The organism is Pseudomonas sp. NPDC078416 (genome assembly GCF_050268485.1).
Taxonomy (GTDB): domain Bacteria; phylum Pseudomonadota; class Gammaproteobacteria; order Pseudomonadales; family Pseudomonadaceae; genus Aquipseudomonas.
This window is the reverse complement of record NZ_JBNNGV010000024.1, coordinates 13449-28672: the sequence shown is the minus strand read 5'-3', so window position 1 is coordinate 28672 and position 15224 is coordinate 13449. Positions and strand designations below refer to the sequence as shown.

Annotated in this window: 14 protein-coding genes; 8 read left to right on the top strand and 6 right to left on the bottom strand. The window is 60.6% G+C overall.

Translation table 11 applies throughout. From position 1 onward, the window contains the following. Position 1: 1 nt before the first annotated feature. Entirely contained in the window at positions 2-2788 is a 2787-nt protein-coding gene (locus tag ACQKEN_RS19090; protein ID WP_427687893.1) for a type VI secretion system Vgr family protein, read from the bottom strand. Between the two features lie 514 nt (positions 2789-3302). Between ACQKEN_RS19090 and ACQKEN_RS19085 the strand changes: the two genes are divergently transcribed. Beyond that, complete coding sequence (locus ACQKEN_RS19085; RefSeq protein WP_427687891.1) at positions 3303-3476, top strand: hypothetical protein; 174 nt, start codon at positions 3303-3305, stop codon at positions 3474-3476. 299 nt (positions 3477-3775) lie between these two features. On the opposite strand, the gene ACQKEN_RS19080 is transcribed toward ACQKEN_RS19085, so the two are convergent. The 5 genes from ACQKEN_RS19080 to flgA form a co-directional block, all read right to left on the bottom strand. Continuing rightward, positions 3776-4030 carry a PAAR domain-containing protein gene (locus tag ACQKEN_RS19080; RefSeq protein WP_265389032.1) on the bottom strand — a complete coding sequence of 85 codons (255 nt, stop codon included), beginning with the start codon at positions 4028-4030 and terminating at the stop codon, positions 3776-3778. Positions 4031-4366: 336 nt separating this feature from the next. After that, positions 4367-5107, bottom strand: coding sequence for a flagellar brake protein (locus ACQKEN_RS19075; protein ID WP_427687889.1), 741 nt, complete (start codon positions 5105-5107; stop codon positions 4367-4369). Positions 5108-5189: 82 nt separating this feature from the next. Then, positions 5190-5657 (bottom strand): flagella synthesis protein FlgN, encoded by a 468-nt coding sequence (locus ACQKEN_RS19070; protein ID WP_427687887.1) that lies wholly within the window; start codon positions 5655-5657, stop codon positions 5190-5192. A gap of 49 nt (positions 5658-5706) precedes the next feature. After that, on the bottom strand, positions 5707-6024 hold the full coding sequence (flgM, locus tag ACQKEN_RS19065) for a flagellar biosynthesis anti-sigma factor FlgM (protein ID WP_427687886.1): 318 nt from the start codon (positions 6022-6024) through the stop codon (positions 5707-5709). A 170-nt stretch (positions 6025-6194) separates the two neighbouring features. Then, a complete protein-coding gene (flgA, locus tag ACQKEN_RS19060; protein WP_427687884.1) occupies positions 6195-6956 on the bottom strand; it encodes a flagellar basal body P-ring formation chaperone FlgA in 762 nt (253 codons plus the stop codon). A 73-nt stretch (positions 6957-7029) separates the two neighbouring features. On the opposite strand from flgA, the gene ACQKEN_RS19055 reads away from it, so the two are divergent. The 7 genes from ACQKEN_RS19055 to ACQKEN_RS19025 all read left to right on the top strand — a co-directional run bounded on the left by ACQKEN_RS19055 (position 7030) and on the right by ACQKEN_RS19025 (position 14974). Beyond that, positions 7030-7962, top strand: coding sequence for a chemotaxis protein CheV (locus ACQKEN_RS19055; protein WP_133775929.1), 933 nt, complete (start codon positions 7030-7032; stop codon positions 7960-7962). 44 nt (positions 7963-8006) lie between these two features. After that, the gene (cheR, locus tag ACQKEN_RS19050; protein ID WP_192172653.1) at positions 8007-8834 is read left to right on the top strand and encodes a protein-glutamate O-methyltransferase CheR; all 828 of its coding nucleotides are present in this window, start codon (positions 8007-8009) and stop codon (positions 8832-8834) included. Between the two features lie 1194 nt (positions 8835-10028). Further along, on the top strand, positions 10029-10436 hold the full coding sequence (flgB, locus tag ACQKEN_RS19045; protein ID WP_074893064.1) for a flagellar basal body rod protein FlgB: 408 nt from the start codon (positions 10029-10031) through the stop codon (positions 10434-10436). A gap of 3 nt (positions 10437-10439) precedes the next feature. Beyond that, entirely contained in the window at positions 10440-10883 is a 444-nt protein-coding gene (gene flgC, locus ACQKEN_RS19040) for a flagellar basal body rod protein FlgC (protein WP_427687881.1), read from the top strand. A 15-nt stretch (positions 10884-10898) separates the two neighbouring features. Next, positions 10899-11618: a flagellar hook assembly protein FlgD gene (locus ACQKEN_RS19035; protein WP_427687879.1), complete on the top strand. Its 720-nt coding sequence runs from the start codon at positions 10899-10901 to the stop codon at positions 11616-11618. Positions 11619-11646: 28 nt separating this feature from the next. Then, entirely contained in the window at positions 11647-12981 is a 1335-nt protein-coding gene (gene flgE, locus ACQKEN_RS19030; RefSeq protein WP_427687877.1) for a flagellar hook protein FlgE, read from the top strand. Positions 12982-13237: 256 nt separating this feature from the next. Next, on the top strand, positions 13238-14974 hold the full coding sequence (locus tag ACQKEN_RS19025; RefSeq protein WP_427687876.1) for a flagellar hook protein FlgE: 1737 nt from the start codon (positions 13238-13240) through the stop codon (positions 14972-14974). Positions 14975-15224 lie beyond the last annotated feature (250 nt).

Genomic DNA, 15224 nt, shown 5'->3' with positions numbered 1-15224 from the left:
TTCAGGCTTCCGTGTCCGGGTCGTTGAGGCGGTCGTAGTCTTCGCGATACTGACTGGGTGCGGCGCCCGAACCGGGCGTCAGGCTGTGTTGGTGGCGGTGCAGGCCGCGGTTCGCGCGGGCGCCGTTGTCCTGATCGCCGAGGTAGTCGCCGCTGACCGGGATGTCGTAGCTGGCGCCGTTGGCCAGTTCGACGCGGTAGCGCGAGCGCGATACGCGGTGCTCGACGCTGATTTTCCCATCGCTCGACATCACGCCCTTTTCAATCTCAACCCCGTCGGCGAACACCGTGTAAGGCATGCCGGTCCACGGCTGATGACTGGCGGCGCTGCTTTGTCCGGCCAGCAGGGTCAGCGTTTGGCCCGCCGTGCTTTGCGGCCACGGCGTCTGTTCGCGGTCCATCCGGCTGGCGCCGCCGATGTTTTTCTTCGCCGCCTTGATGTCGATGGTGCCGGGCGCGTGAATCTGGATATCGCCGCTCTTGAGGCGGATGTAGGCGCCGCCGCAGGTCAGCAGAATTTCTTCCTGTGCAGCGATCTCGATGGTTCGCGCGGTGGACGTGATGCGCACGCTGTCCTTGGCGGTCAGCTCGATGGCGTCGTCCTGGGCCTGAATCTCCACCTTGCCCTTCGCGGCGAACAGCTTCGCCCCGGCGCCGCGGGCAAACAGGCTGATGCTGCGACCCACACTGACCAGCAGCGAGCGTGCACTGGCGAAGTTGATGTCTTCACCGCTGGAGAGGCTGGTGTGGCGGCCGCTGTGCAGCTGGATGTTCTCTGGCGTGACAGCGGCGATGTCGGCGGGGGCCGAGGCGACGATCAGCGGTGCGTCATAGCCCTGCGACGTCGCATTGCCCTGGCGGTGGGAATGCGTGGCGGCCTGATGCAGGCGGTTCAGGTTGTCGACGCCTTCGTCCAGCGACAGGGCATTGTGCTGACCGGCCTGGTCGGACAGCGCCGTCATGCGCTGCAACGCGTCGCTCAACTGCTGGCCGGCTTCGCTGCTGTCCAGATGCCCGCTTTGTGCCTTGGTGCGGCGCCACGTGCTGAGGTAAAGGCCCTGTGGTGCGCGAATGGCGCCGGAGGCTTCTGTGCGCAGTTCAAAACCGTCACCGCGCCACGCGCCGCGGTCATTGCCCTGTTGATCCACCAAACAGCCGAGGTTCAGTTGGCTGTGGCCGTGGCTGCTGTGGATTTGCGTGCGCAATTGCGCCGTGGTGTCGTCCATGACCCACTGGTTGTAACCGAGCCCGTCGATTTCCTGGCTTCTGTAGCCGCTCATCCGGCCCGTGGAATGCCACGCCGGTTTGTCGCCGCCGTAGACCTGGCCGAGGATCAGCGGGCGGTCGATGTTGTTGTCGAGAAAGGTGACCACCACTTCTTCGCCCGCGCGTGGCACATAGACACTGCCCCAACCGGCGCCGCTGCTGTTTTGCAGCATGCGCAGCCAGCAACTGGGCGCTTTTTCCGGCGATCTGAGGCGGTCCCAGTGAAAGCGCACGCACACCCGATTCAGCGCGTCGGTGTGCACAGGCCCGCCGTTGGGCGCCACGACCACGGCGGTCTGCGGCCCGGGATTGGCAGGCTTTTGGTGTTCGAAGGCGCTGCGGTACGGGACGTCCCGGCGTTGAGCCTCGAACGAGTTGCAATAGAAGCCTTCGCCTTTCTCGGACGGTTTGTCGGCGCCGAGACCTTTGAGCTGCGATTGCAGGCTGCCGGGCCGCTCGCGACGGGTGAGTGCAACGGGCAGGTTGCTTTGCGCGAAGAACTCGACAGCGATCAGCATGAACGCCCGGCGGTCGCGCGGGCCATCGTCGTACAACGGATGCCCGCGCAGCTCGAATGTGTGGCCCGGCAGCATATGCCGGACGCCGCCATGGCCGGTGATGCGCCGCGCTGCGGACTCCACCTGCTCGATCTGCACCCGTGTCTGCCAGTTGCCGTCGTCCTCGCTGTGCCACGCGTATTGGCCTCGGTATTCGTAGCGTTCCAGCGTCTTCGCCGCCCCAGGTGGATTAAGGCCCATGGAGCGGACAGACAGCGGCTGGCGGTGCGCCCGGTAATTGTTGCTGCTCCACAGAGCGTGGCCATTGAGCAGCGTGTCGGCCTGACTCCACTCCACGATGCTGTCGTGATCCAGCGCGGCCGTCTGGGTGTGAAAAGGCAGCGCTTGCGGCTCCAGCGCCGGCAGGTCAAGGACGCTGTCGACGAAGACGATCCTGTGCTGGTCAGCCTCATGAACGACGTACCAATAAATGCCCGCGTGCTCGCACCAGCGCTGCACGAAGTGGGCGTCGCTCTCGTTGAACTGGGTGACGTAGGACAGCGGCGCATTCGCGCGGCGCAAATTGAATTCGTAACGGCCCTGCGCCTGGGGATGCCCCCGGAATACCTCGGTGAAGATGTCGATCAACGTCATGTCTTGCCAGATGCGGCAGTCCTGACGGTATTCCAGCAGGCTGAACCACGGCGCGAATTCAAGCTGCCAGTCCTGCAGACTGCCGTCGCTGCCGAGGTAGCGCGCGCTGCTCACCAGACCGTGCTTGTAGCTGTGGCTGCCGTCGGCCCGCTTGATGGCGAGGCGAACCGGCTCGCCGATCAACTGGTGGGGATCGATGCGTGTCGACTCGCTGACGACATCCACGCAGTAACGCGGGATTCGGCCGAGCCGTTCGACGCCATGGACGCGCACGGCCAGCAGTGGCTCGGTCAGTGGCGTCTTGAGTTCGAGCAGGCGTCCTTCCTGGCGGATACCGGCAAAGTTGAAGGGGGAGGGGGGTGCGAAGGTCATGTCGGACTTCCTGTCGGGGCAGTGGGCACAGCGTGGGGGCAGCGATGATCGATCCGCTGCTTGAGCCGCTGTCGGTGAGTTCCAGCACCCATCGGGCGTGGCCGGAGGCGGCGCGGGCCGCCAGGCAGCCGAGGGCCGTCCGCGTCCATTCGGCAGCAACGGTCCCGACCTGGCCGCACAGCGACGGGGCCTGAACCTGCTGATTGAAGGTCTGCTCGGGGGCGGTATTCGGGGTATCGGTTCGCGCGTCCCGCTTGAGTGAAACGAGGGATGCCACCTCACCCAAGGGCGCCGGATCCGCAGCGTGTGCGTTGGCCGGCAGAGTGGCCCAGCTGTCGATGCTCAGGCACAGATGGTCGGGCATGCTCAGGTTGCTGGACAGCAATTCGGCAAGCCACGGCCCCGGCGCCTGGCCGGCGATACGGAAACCGCCGCCGGGCAGCCACGCCTGGGGCCACACACTCACCACGGTCTCGAACCAGACCAGCGGATCGACATGGGACGGCGGGAACAGATGCACTTCAACCTGCGTCCAGTCCGCGACTCGGTCGAACAGCGGGCACTGGGTCAGCGTCGCCCGCAACAGTTCGATGGCACGGGTGAGTGGCTCGATCGACGGCAGGGGGATCGCGTCGATCTCGATCCGCCGCAACAGTCGGCGCGAGCCATCGGCAGCCATCAGCCTTGAATCGTGGCTCAGCGCGTTTGCGTGCCTGGGGATGTCCTGGACAGGTAACCGCTGATCCAGGGAATGCCCGGGCAATCGGAGCCAGACGTCCTCGACGCTGACGCTTTGCGGGCAGAAATTACCTCGGGGTTTGGCCCGGTCCAGCAGGCGCTGGGCGGCTTCTTGTGCCAGGCGCTTTTCTGAAATCCGGTCGTACATGCAACGCGGTGGCGCCACGTACTGTCGCGGGACGGCAGGGGGTGGCAGCGGCGCAGGTTTGCCGAGCAGCCGGTTCAAAAAGGAATTGTTCATGACGACCCCTACAGAATGCAGCAGTCATCGTGGGTCGCCACCAGGGTGTCGCCGCACAGAAGGCGGTCCCCCTCGCGGGCAATGGGCCGGTCATCGACGAGGCAGGTTTCATCCCCTTCGGCGATGGCACAGGGGCCGTGAAAGCAGAGCACGCCGTCGCCGTGGCGGGCGACTTCGAGACCGTGCAGGAAGGTGGAGGGCGAGCCTTGGATGACTCGACCGCCTTTGAGGGTGGGGTCGTTGAGAACGATGATGGGGCGCATGACGAAACTTCCCTGAGATGTGGCCGCGGCGAGCGTCCATGCTCTGCTGCGTTTGAGCGGCGAAATTAACACAGGGTCAGGGGCTTGAAAGTGGTACAGGTTATTTCAAGACGCATCCCACACTGGCGCGGTGAAGAGTCCTACACGCGGGCGTGATGAGGTTCGCATTTTGATCGAACAGGCTTGGTTTGGAGGGGGTTGGAGCGGGGCGGGAGGCGTTGCGGGACTGGATCAGGGCGCCTATTTGATGGGCGCGTTATGGGGGGAGGCGATGGCAGCGGATGTCGGCAACCGGCCAGCACGCCCCGAAGCGCGCCGGCCGGTCACCACCAACGATCAGAAATCGTCGTCTTTGTCGAAGCGTCGCGCTTCGCGCTGCAGTTGATAGACAAAACGCTCGACCTGACGCTGCACCAATCCACTCATGTTGTGGAAGCGCACACCGGCGAACGTGGTGTTGATCCTTTCTTCGAAGTGCAGATAGCGCAGTTCCACCGGCGTGGTCATGTTGCCGAAGGGCAGGGAGGCGATGAATCGCTCATAGACCTGACCCAGTTGCATGCGCTCGGAGATATCGCCCTCGAAGCGCAGCTTGCAGCCAGTGGCGGAGACATCCAGCAATTTGCCGCGCAACGGGAATTTGAGCCGGTCGCCGCCGATCTCGACATCAATCAGGGACGCCAGCTTCAGCGCCGCGCGAAACGCGTTGCGGCGCTGGTGATAGACGACTTCCTGGGGCAGAGGGCCGCGATAGCTGCGCGGCTCTTCGATCACCGTCATTTGGGCTTTGCTTTCCCACGCGATGCGCACGCCGTCGTGAAAGCCTTCGACCCGGAAGGGTTCACCGCTGGCAAGGAAACGCTCACCGTCTCGGGGGATCATCTCGTCGAAGATCATTTCGTTGGTGTCGCGGTTGACGTCGATCACGTAGCTCTGAAACCGCTGGCTGCGTTCGTGAAACGTGATGATCAACGGGTCATGACTTTCCATCAGCAGCCGCAGATTGGCGGCGATTTCCAACGGGGTGGTCAGTACCTTCGGGGGCTGCGGAACATCTTCCGCGCTTGAGGCATTCACGGTCTATCCATCTCCAGGCAAATAACGGCAGCGTGCAGCGTGCGGCATATTGCCACCACGTTGCGCACCTTGATACAAGAACTTACGCCTGGCTGAGCGGACGTGGCCTGGCCTTGCCCGACGTCGAACCGCGGCTGTCATACAGCGTCGGGGTATCGCCGCCGTTGAGAATTCTCAACTGCTGTGCCGTGGTGAGTTGCTGGAGCTGGATGAGGCTGCCGTTCTGTTCATTGGCCGCCTGGCATTCACTCATCAGTGCACTGAGTTCATCGCCTGCGTTCAACAAGGCTTCACCCACTGACGAATGTTTCGCCACTTCTTCGAGTCCCGCACGATTGGCGGGCAGACCCAGGCTGGTCATCAGCTGGGTACGTCGGCGTCCATGCTGCTCGAGCACGATCACCAGCGCCTGTTTCTGCGCCAGGATGTGTTCCATCTCGACCATATTGCGCCCGTGAAGCGCCACTGACTCGGCCTTCAGGATGTCCAGCAGATGCCGGGTTGGCGCAATGTCGTCCGTGATCAGTTGAAGCAATGTAGTGTCTTGCATCGCATGCCCTGGTGTTTAAGCGTCCAGAAGCCCCTGCGCAGACCTGGGGCTAGCGCTGGGCTTCGAAGTTAAGCAGTTTGCTTGCAACACGATTGCTGTCGACCTTATAGCTGCCGTCGGCGATGGCCTGCTTCAACTCAGCCACACGGGCGCTGTTGACTGCGGGCTGATCACGCAACGAATCACTGATCTTCTGCAACTGTTGAGCTTCGCTGCTCAAATGTACTGCCTCACCGCTACCGGGCACGCTCGAGGTGCCGCTGACCGCTGCCGTAGCTTCGGTTTTGCCGGCTTCCTTGGTGCTGGCCGTACGTGTTGTACCGCCAACGGTAGTGGAGCTGTTCAAACGATTGAAGTCGATGACCATGATTGAAAAACCTCTGGGTTCTAGGACGCTTGCCTTGGTTTCGGCCAGACCCGGAATAACTTTAGGGCCCGTGCGAAAACAGTCTCGAATGGACTTCGCACGGAGCACTGGGGTTCCGAGTGTAGGAAAAGCGCAAGCGCAGCGCCAGAGGTCTTACCTTCACATGTCAGTTACATAGCGACCTCAACTTGCCCGGGCGCAACGATGTTGGCCTTGATCACCCGTTGGGAGTTGAGGTTCTTCACCCGTATTTGCTCGTTGAAACCGCCGTCGGAGAGTGCTTCGCCCGGCATCCGCACGCTCATCGAACCGCTGCGTGCACTGATCACCACTTGATCGCCCTTGTGAACCATTTGCGGTTGATCGAGGTGGACGGGCGTCAGAATCTGGTCGATGACCGTTGGTCGGACGACTTTCTGCCCGACTGCCTGATCGAGTGAATCCAGGAAGCCTTGCCCCAGCAGGCTCACGTCACGTTCGCGCAGTGCCACGTCGTTTTCAGTCACGATCGCGTCACGCTTCATGGGTCGCACGCCCGTGACCACATTGCGGTAAAGATGGACCTGGGCCGGCACAAACACCGTCCACGGGGACGTGCCTTCGCAGCGTATCTTTACGGTGACGCGGCCGATGGGCTGGGCCGGGCTTTCCAGTGAGGCTGTCAAATCCTTGTCGCACAGCGGCATGCGCATGCGCGGATCCAGTTGCTTGACCTCGATCTCGTAACGGCCGGCGGTTTGGTTGGTCGCCATGTAGTCTTCAACTGTGAATTCAAGAAAGCCCTGGGTCACGCCGATAAGTGTTTCAGGCAGGGTCATGTTGTCCGCGCGGCTCAGGCTGGCGGCACACAACAGACACAGCGCGACCACCACGCAGAAAAAGCTGCGGGTTGCGGGTGCGGGGCGTCGGGATACTGTCGTTTGTGTGTTCATGATGTGTAAATAGCAAGGGCCGTGCCGCTTACCGATCCGGTAGCGCAATTGGTCGTTTTGGGAGGAGTGGTGCATGGCTGGTGTGATGGATTCAGTAAACCAGCGCACTCAACTGGTCGGGCAGAACCGCCTTGAACTGTTGCTGTTCCGGTTGGACGGCAAGCAGTTGTATGGGATCAACGTGTTCAAGGTAAAAGAGGTGCTTCAATGCCCGAAACTTACCCACATGCCCAAATCCAGTCCGATTGTGCGCGGTGTGGCAAGTATTCGTGGCGGGACCATCCCGATCCTCGATCTGGCGTTGGCGACCGGTGGCAAGCCGCTGGCTGACATTACCAATTCATTCGTGATCATCACGGAATACAACACCAAGATTCAGGGCTTCCTGGTGCATGCGGTGGAACGCATCGTCAACATGAACTGGGAAGACATTCATCCGCCACCCAAGGGCACGGGTCGCGACCACTACCTGACGGCAGTGACGCGTCTGGACAACCAGTTGGTGGAGATCATCGACGTCGAGAAGATCCTCGCCGAGGTGGCGCCGGTCTCCGAGAACATCTCGGTCGGCGTGGTCACGGCGGAGGTGCAGCACAAGGCGCTGTCGTTGCGTGTGCTGACGGTCGATGATTCCTCGGTGGCGCGCAAACAGGTGACGCGTTGCCTGCAAACCGTCGGCGTGGAAGTCACGGCGTTGAATGACGGTCGTCAGGCACTGGATTTCCTGCGCAAACTGGTGGATGAAGGCAAGAAGCCGGAAGAAGAATTCCTGATGATGATTTCCGACATTGAAATGCCGGAGATGGATGGCTATACCCTCACTGCGGAGATTCGCAGCGACCCGCGCATGCAGAAGTTGCACATTGTGTTGCACACGTCGTTGTCCGGCGTGTTCAACCAGGCGATGGTCAAGAAGGTCGGCGCTGATGATTTCCTGGCCAAGTTCCGGCCGGACGATCTGGCGGCGAGGGTAGTAGATCGTATCAAGGCGGCAGATATCAGCTGAGGAGGGGTTTTCCTCCTTGCTGTTCACATGATTTGAGAGGCGGCATGTCTACAGGTAATTTGGATTTTGATCAGTTCCGGGTATTCCTGGAAAAAGCCTGTGGCATTTTGCTGGGTGAAAATAAGCAGTATCTGGTCTCCAGCCGCCTCAACAAGTTGATGGAACAACAGTCCATCAAGTCGTTGGGTGAGCTGATTCAGCGTATCCAGACCCAGCCGCGCAGTGGTTTGCGCGAGCAGGTGGTCGATGCGATGACCACCAACGAAACGTTATGGTTTCGCGACACGTATCCCTTCGAGGTGATGAAGAACAAGGTGTTGCCCGAGGCGATCAAGGCCAGCCCTAACCAGCGTTTGCGCATCTGGTCGGCGGCGTGTTCGTCAGGTCAGGAACCGTATTCGCTGTCGATGACAATCGATGAGTTCGAGCGCAGTAACCCGGGGCAGTTGAAGTCCGGGGCGCAGATTGTGGCGACGGATTTGTCGGGTTTGATGTTGAACAATTGCAAGACGGGTGAGTACGACAGTCTGGCCATCGGCCGGGGTCTGTCGCCGGATCGTCTGCAGCGTTTCTTCGATCAGAAGACGCCAGGGCGCTGGACGGTGAAGGCGCCGATCAAGAGCCGTGTGGAGTTCCGTTCGTTCAATCTGTTGGACAGTTATGCGGCGTTGGGCAAGTTCGATATCGTGTTCTGTCGCAATGTGCTGATTTATTTTTCGGCGGAGGTGAAGAAGGATATTTTGTTGCGTATTCATTCGACGTTGAAGCCTGGGGGGTATTTGTTCCTTGGGGCGTCGGAGGCGTTGAACGGGTTACCGGATCATTATCAGATGGTGCAGTGCAGTCCCGGGATTATTTATCAGGCCAAGTGATTGGCTCCGGTTTTGTTTTAGAACCCGCTTAGGCGGGTTTTTGTTTTGTGTTGGCGCTTGGATTTTTGGCAGCGGGTTGATTGTATTGGCGCTGAGTTTGGTCTGCCTAATGGCAGACATTTCGCCTTCGGCGAGTTACTTGGAAAAGTCGAAAGTCGCACCATCCCCAAGTAACCAAGGGTGCCTGCTCCTGGTTGGGCTCCTCCTTCGTCGGAGTACCCTCACTCCGGTCTCGCTCCGTGGGCCCGCGCCGAACGGGCATCCATGCCCTGACGGCGCTCTCGCCGCATCCATGCGGCTCGGCCCACTGCGCGAGACCTACGTTCAGCCTGCACCCAAGTCGCGATTGGCGGTGACTGAGCCTTTTGTGTATGAAAATCAAAAGCGCTTTAAAGCAGATCAAAAGCTGATCTGAAGCACATCTAAAGCAGATCAAGGGCTTCCCGGCTAAAGCCGGTCCTACTGTCAGAGCCGGTCCCGCTGGGTGAGCGCGATTTCACTGTAGGAGCCGGCTTGCTGGCGAATGCAATGTGTCAGTCGATACATGCATACCTGACCCACCGCGTTCGCCAGCAAGCCGGCTCCTACAGAAAAAATGCGTTCTGTCAGGCGCGACGATGACCGATCAAAGATCGTTGAAGCAGCGCGTCCTCAGTGGGACCGGCTTTAGCCGGGAAGCCTTTGATCTGCTCTTGATCTTCATGCACAGCCAGCCCAGACGACGAAAATCGCGACTTGGGTGCAGGCCGAACGCAGACGATGTGGAGTGGGTCGAGCCGCATGGATGCGGCGAGAGCGCCGTCAGGACATGGATGTCCGTTCGGCGCGGGCCCACGGAGCATCGTCGGAGTGAGGGAATCCCGACGGAGGAGGGACCCAACCGAGAGCAGGCACTTTTGGTTACATCTAGTGCTTTTTAAAAGTAACTCGCCGAAGGCGAAACGGTCTGCCCCCCAGGCAGACGCTGTTGATCTGGATCTTCCAAGCTGAGGCTGATGCTGACGCGTAATACGGCAAAAAAACGGCACCTGCCTTGCCGCTTTCCGCCCATCGAGCGGAAATCCCTTGCCGCTTTTCTGTCATCCCCCTGCACCAACACCCCTGCAGCCCTCGTAAAACGGCACTTCCAGCAAGTGGCACGCACCTTGCTATAACTCCTGCACGTACATCTGGTCAGCCCTCAAAGGTCCCGACATGAGCATCAGTTTTGAAAACGCCCTCGGCATCCACGAAAAAGCACTCAACTTCCGCGCTCAGCGTGCCGAAGTGCTGGCCAACAACATCACCAACGCCGACACCCCCAACTACAAGGCGCGTGACCTGGACTTCTCCAAAGTCCTGGCCGCCGAAAGCGACAAAAGCAAAAACGGCCACTTCGCCCTCGACATGACCAACAACCGTCACATCGAAGCCGAAGGCATGAGCGATGGCGAAGCCAGCCTGCTCTACCGCACCCCGTCGCAGCCGTCGCTGGACCAGAACACCGTCGACTCCCAAGTCGAAAACGCCAACTACGCCGAAAACGCCATCGGTTTTCAGGCCAGCTTCACCTTGCTCAACAGCAAATTCAAAGGGCTGGTTGCAGCCCTGCGCGGAGAGTAATCCATGTCCCTGTCCAGTGTTTTCAATATTGCCGGTAGCGGCATGAGTGCCCAGAACACCCGCCTCAACACCGTGGCCAGCAACATCGCCAACGCCGAAACCGTGTCCTCCAGCCTGGACAAGACCTATCGCGCCCGGCATCCGGTGTTCGCCACCGTCTTCCAGGGTCAGGAGTCCGGCGGCAGCGCATCGCTGTTCGAAGACCAGGGTCAGGCCGGCACCGGCGTGCAGGTTTCCGGCATCGTCGAAGACGCTTCCAACCTGGAGGCACGTTACGAGCCAAATCACCCGTCAGCGGACAAGAACGGCTACGTGTATTACCCGAACGTCAACGTCGTCAACGAGATGGCCGACATGATCTCGGCCAGCCGTTCGTTCCAGACCAATGCGGAAATCATGAACACCGCGAAAACAATGATGCAGAAGGTCCTGACCCTCGGTCAGTGATAAAGGGCGAAATCCATGACGGTCTCAAGCACAGACGCTACCTCGACGTTCCTCAAAGGGCTGCAAAGCACGACCTCCGGAACCACAGGCACCAGCACCAAATCCAGCACCAGCAGCCTCACCGGCTCAAGTTCCCTGGGCAAGGATTCATTCCTGCAGTTGCTGGTCACGCAAATGCAGAATCAGAACCCGCTCGATCCTCAGGACAACAGCGAGTTCGTGGCGCAGCTGGCTCAGTTCAGCAGCCTGGAAACCATGCAGAACCTGAGCACCTCGGTCGACTCGATCAGCACCATGTATCAGTCGTCCCAGGCGTTGCAGGCTTCCTCGCTGGTCGGCCGCTCGGTGACCGTGGACGCAGGTTCCACCTACGTTGACACCAGCAAGGCCATGACCGGATCGGTGGTGCTGCCATCGTCCAGCACCGACACCACGGTGAAGATCTACGACAGCACCGGTACCAACGTCGTGCGCACCATCGACCTGGGTACTCAGGCGGCCGGCACTACATCCTTTAGCTGGGATGGCAAAGATGACAGCGGCACAGCGCTGGCAGCGGGCAATTACAGCTTCGTCGCCAACGGCAGCCTCAACGGCACCGCCACTACGTTGAGCACCTATCTGCCGGCGACAGTCAACAGCGTGACCATGGGCACAACGGGCTCTGACATGACGTTGAACCTGGCCGGCGGCACCCAGGTGGCACTGGCAAAAATCAAGCAAATCGGAATTTAGAGCCGACTAGACGGCGCAGGAGTTAATCATGTCTTTCAATGTTGGTCTTAGTGGGCTCTACGCCGCAAACAAAAGTCTCGACGTCACCGGCAACAACATTGCCAACGTCGCGACCACCGGTTTCAAATCTTCCCGTGCGGAATTTGCTGACCAGTACGCCCAATCGATTCGCGGCACCTCTGGCGGCACCAACACCGGCAGCGGCGTCACCACCGCCGCGGTTTCGCAGCAGTTCACCCAAGGCACGCTGAACACCGGTACCGGCCGCAGCCTGGACCTGGCGATCAACGGCAACGGCTTCTTCAAGCTGAGCAACAACGGCGAGCAGCTCTATACCCGTGCCGGTGCATTTCACACTGACTCCGCTGGCTACATCGTCAACGAAGCGGGCAACAATCTGCAGGGCTACAGCGTTGACGGTCAGGGCAATGTCGCCACGGGCGTGTTGAGCAACCTGCGTGTCGATTCGTCGAACCTGGCGCCGAAAAGCACCAGCTTGATCACCGTCGCCTCCAACCTGAACTCCTCGTCGACGGTTCCGACGGTTGCGACGTTCTCGCCGTCCGACACCAACAGCTACACCACCACCTACAGCACGCCGCTGTATGACAGTCAGGGTAACGAACACACCCTCGACCAGTATTTTTCGAAGACGGGCACCAATACCTGGACGATGTACAGCCTGGTCGATGGCCGCAGCATCAGCGATCCAAACTCCACCACCGCTGACGCGACCGCAGTGACCTTCGATTCGTCGGGTAGCTTGATTACCAGCGGTACCGGCGCCCCTGATACCACCAATTCGCCCAACGTGAGCGTGGGTGCGGGCGGTGTCTTCTCCATCAACAACTGGGTGCCGGCCGCCAAGACCACCGTTGGCAGCACCACCACCTGGGCGAGCAATGGCGCGGCCGCGAATGCGGGCGGGATCAAGCTCAACATGCTGGCGACCACCCAGACCAACGCGGTGTCGGGTGCAATCACCAAGACCCAGGACGGTTACGCCACCGGCCAGATCACGGCGATGAACATCGACGCCACCGGCAACATGTTCGCGACCTACACCAACGGTCAGTCCAAGGTCATCGGTCAAGTGTCGCTGACCAACTTCGCCAACGTTCAGGGCCTGTCCCCGGCGGGCGGCACCAACTGGCGCGAATCGGCTTCGTCGGGCATCCCGGTCACGGGCGCGCCGCAGTCGGGTACGCTGGGTTACTTGACCGGGCAGGCGCTGGAAGAATCCAACGTCGACCTGACCGGTGAACTGGTCAACCTGATCAAGGCGCAAAGCAACTACCAGGCAAACGCCAAGACCATTTCGACGCAGAGCACCATCATGCAGACCATCATTCAGATGACCTGATAACGGTCGCTGGACACGGTCAACGAAGCCCCTCTCCGAGGGGCTTTTTTTATGCCTTTTTTTTGACTGAAATATCGAGAGCCGTCCCACTCTACAACTGGAAACTTCCTACTTTCGTCTTTGCGAGAATCAAGTTCGCTGACAAATAAATGCCATTGAGCGGCGCCGTTTACGCGGTCCGTTCGATTGCATTCCTTTGCCCGCGATCTCGATGCATTGACGAGCGTGTCGTTGAACAACGACTCAGGGAGTGTTCATGTCATTCAACACAGCGGTTTCAGGTTTGCATGCGGCGCACAAGCGCATGGAAGTGGCCGGCAACAACATCGCCAACGTCCACACCTCAGGTTTTAAATCCTCACGCGCCGAATTCTCGGCGGTCTATTCCTCTTCCATGCTCGGCGGCAGCCGGACGGCCTCGGGTGACGGGGTGCAAGTGGCCAACGTTTCGCAGAACTTTGCGCCCGGCGGCGTCATCACCAGCGAGGGCAGGGCGCTCGACATGCGCATTCAGGGCAACGGTTTCTTTGTCATGAGTGACGCCGGTTCCATCAGTTACGGCAGGTCAGGGGCCTTCATCAAGGATGCGCAGAATTTTGTCGTCGACTCCCACGGCAGCCGCTTGCAAGGCTATGGGGTGACAGACGATGGAGAGGTGATCAGCGGCGTGCGCACGGATCTGAAGATTGACGCGGCCGACATGTCGCCCAAGGCCACCGGGAAGATGGAGCAGACCCTCAACCTGAATGCGGCGTCGGCGTCACTTGGGACTATTCCGAGGTTCGACCCCGGCGACCCGACCACCTATACCCGCGTGTCGGGGCGGATGATTCAGGACGCCGGCGTTCCGCCGCAGGATCACGAGCTCAAGCAGTACTTCGTCAAGACCGAAGACAACAACTGGACGTCGTACATGCTCATCGACGGCGTCAATCCGCTGGACCCGACCAGCACCGCGACGCTGGAGATCGGCCTGCAAGTGTCTGCGGCCGGCAAGCTTTCACTCACCGGCTCTACGGCAGCGGTGAAGATGATCTCCGACACCGAGTTGTCCCTGCAGCAATGGCGACCTGCGGTCAACGTCAACGGCGCCTGGACCGCCAGCCCCGCGCCGTCTCCAGGGCCGATCTCACTGCCGTTGCTGGACGGCGGTCTGCCGGTGCTCGACCCGGCCGATCCGCTTATGCCACGGCCGGTACCGACGTTCAATCCGTCGGACATCACCACCTTCACCAAGGCGTCCACCTACGGCGTCTTCGACAGCCTGGGCATGCGCCACGAGATGACCCAGTACTTTGTCAAAGACGGCAGCAACAGCTGGAAGATGCATACGCTGATCGACGGGCGCAACCCGCAGGACCCGACCAGCACGGCGCCGTCGACGGCGAGCATGCTGTTTGACTCCAGCGGCTCGTTGCAATCGCTGATTGGCAGTCAATGGCTGACCGCCGCCAACAACACCCTGACCCTCGAAGGCTGGGTGCCGGCCAAACCGCTGGACGGCAACCAACCGGGCGGGCGCTGGGGCGCGAATGGCGCCGCGGGAAATGCCGACGGCATTGTCATGGACTTCAACAAGACCAGTCAGCACAACGCCCCCACCGGCAACAGCAACGTCGTCATCGATGGGCACACGGCGGGGCAGGCCACCCAGCTGACGATCGACAAGAGCGGCATGCTGATGATCGGCTTCAGCAATGGCCTGCACCGCAACGTGGGCCAGGTCATGCTCGCCAGCTTCGCCAACAACCAGGGGCTGCAGCCGGTGAGCGATACCCGCTGGGTCGAAACCCTGGCCTCCGGCGCCGCCAATTACGAAGCACCGGGTGTCGGCACGTTGGGCAGCGTCATCGGCCACTCTCTGGAAGGCTCCAACGTCACGTTGACCAACGAGCTGGTGGAGCTGATCCAGGCGCAGACGGCGTATCAGGCCAACTCCAAAACCCTGTCGACGGAGGCGGAACTGATGCAGACGTTGATACGCGCGACTTAAGCTTTGGATCTGCCGCACTCAGCTTCTGCCGAAGGCGTAGGAGCGCGCTTGCCCGCGAAGGCAGGTTGTCAGGCGATTGATTCGTGTCAGGCAGATCGCTTTCGCGGGCAAGCGCGCTCCTACAGTGGATTTCGGCAAGCCACAAATTTTGTGGAGGACACAGAATCCGTAGGAGCCGGCTTGCTGGCGAAGGCGGCGTGTCAGGCGATTGATTCGTAAGAGGCACACCGCCTTCGCGGGCAAGCGCGCT

Excerpts from the sequence above, each read along its gene's own strand:
- flgC (WP_427687881.1), top strand. The coding sequence starts at position 10,440 with ATGTCCCTGTCCAGTGTTTTCAATATTGCCGGTAGCGGCATGAGTGCC.
- ACQKEN_RS19055 (WP_133775929.1), top strand. The coding sequence starts at position 7,030 with ATGGCTGGTGTGATGGATTCAGTAAACCAGCGCACTCAACTGGTCGGG.
- flgB (WP_074893064.1), top strand. The coding sequence starts at position 10,029 with ATGAGCATCAGTTTTGAAAACGCCCTCGGCATCCACGAAAAAGCACTC.
- flgA (WP_427687884.1), bottom strand. The coding sequence starts at position 6,956 with ATGAACACACAAACGACAGTATCCCGACGCCCCGCACCCGCAACCCGC.
- ACQKEN_RS19035 (WP_427687879.1), top strand. The coding sequence starts at position 10,899 with ATGACGGTCTCAAGCACAGACGCTACCTCGACGTTCCTCAAAGGGCTG.
- flgM (WP_427687886.1), bottom strand. The coding sequence starts at position 6,024 with ATGGTCATCGACTTCAATCGTTTGAACAGCTCCACTACCGTTGGCGGT.
- flgE (WP_427687877.1), top strand. The coding sequence starts at position 11,647 with ATGTCTTTCAATGTTGGTCTTAGTGGGCTCTACGCCGCAAACAAAAGT.
- ACQKEN_RS19090 (WP_427687893.1), bottom strand. The coding sequence starts at position 2,788 with ATGACCTTCGCACCCCCCTCCCCCTTCAACTTTGCCGGTATCCGCCAG.
- ACQKEN_RS19080 (WP_265389032.1), bottom strand. The coding sequence starts at position 4,030 with ATGCGCCCCATCATCGTTCTCAACGACCCCACCCTCAAAGGCGGTCGA.
- ACQKEN_RS19025 (WP_427687876.1), top strand. The coding sequence starts at position 13,238 with ATGTCATTCAACACAGCGGTTTCAGGTTTGCATGCGGCGCACAAGCGC.
- ACQKEN_RS19085 (WP_427687891.1), top strand. The coding sequence starts at position 3,303 with ATGCACTTCAACCTGCGTCCAGTCCGCGACTCGGTCGAACAGCGGGCA.
- cheR (WP_192172653.1), top strand. The coding sequence starts at position 8,007 with ATGTCTACAGGTAATTTGGATTTTGATCAGTTCCGGGTATTCCTGGAA.
- ACQKEN_RS19070 (WP_427687887.1), bottom strand. The coding sequence starts at position 5,657 with ATGCAAGACACTACATTGCTTCAACTGATCACGGACGACATTGCGCCA.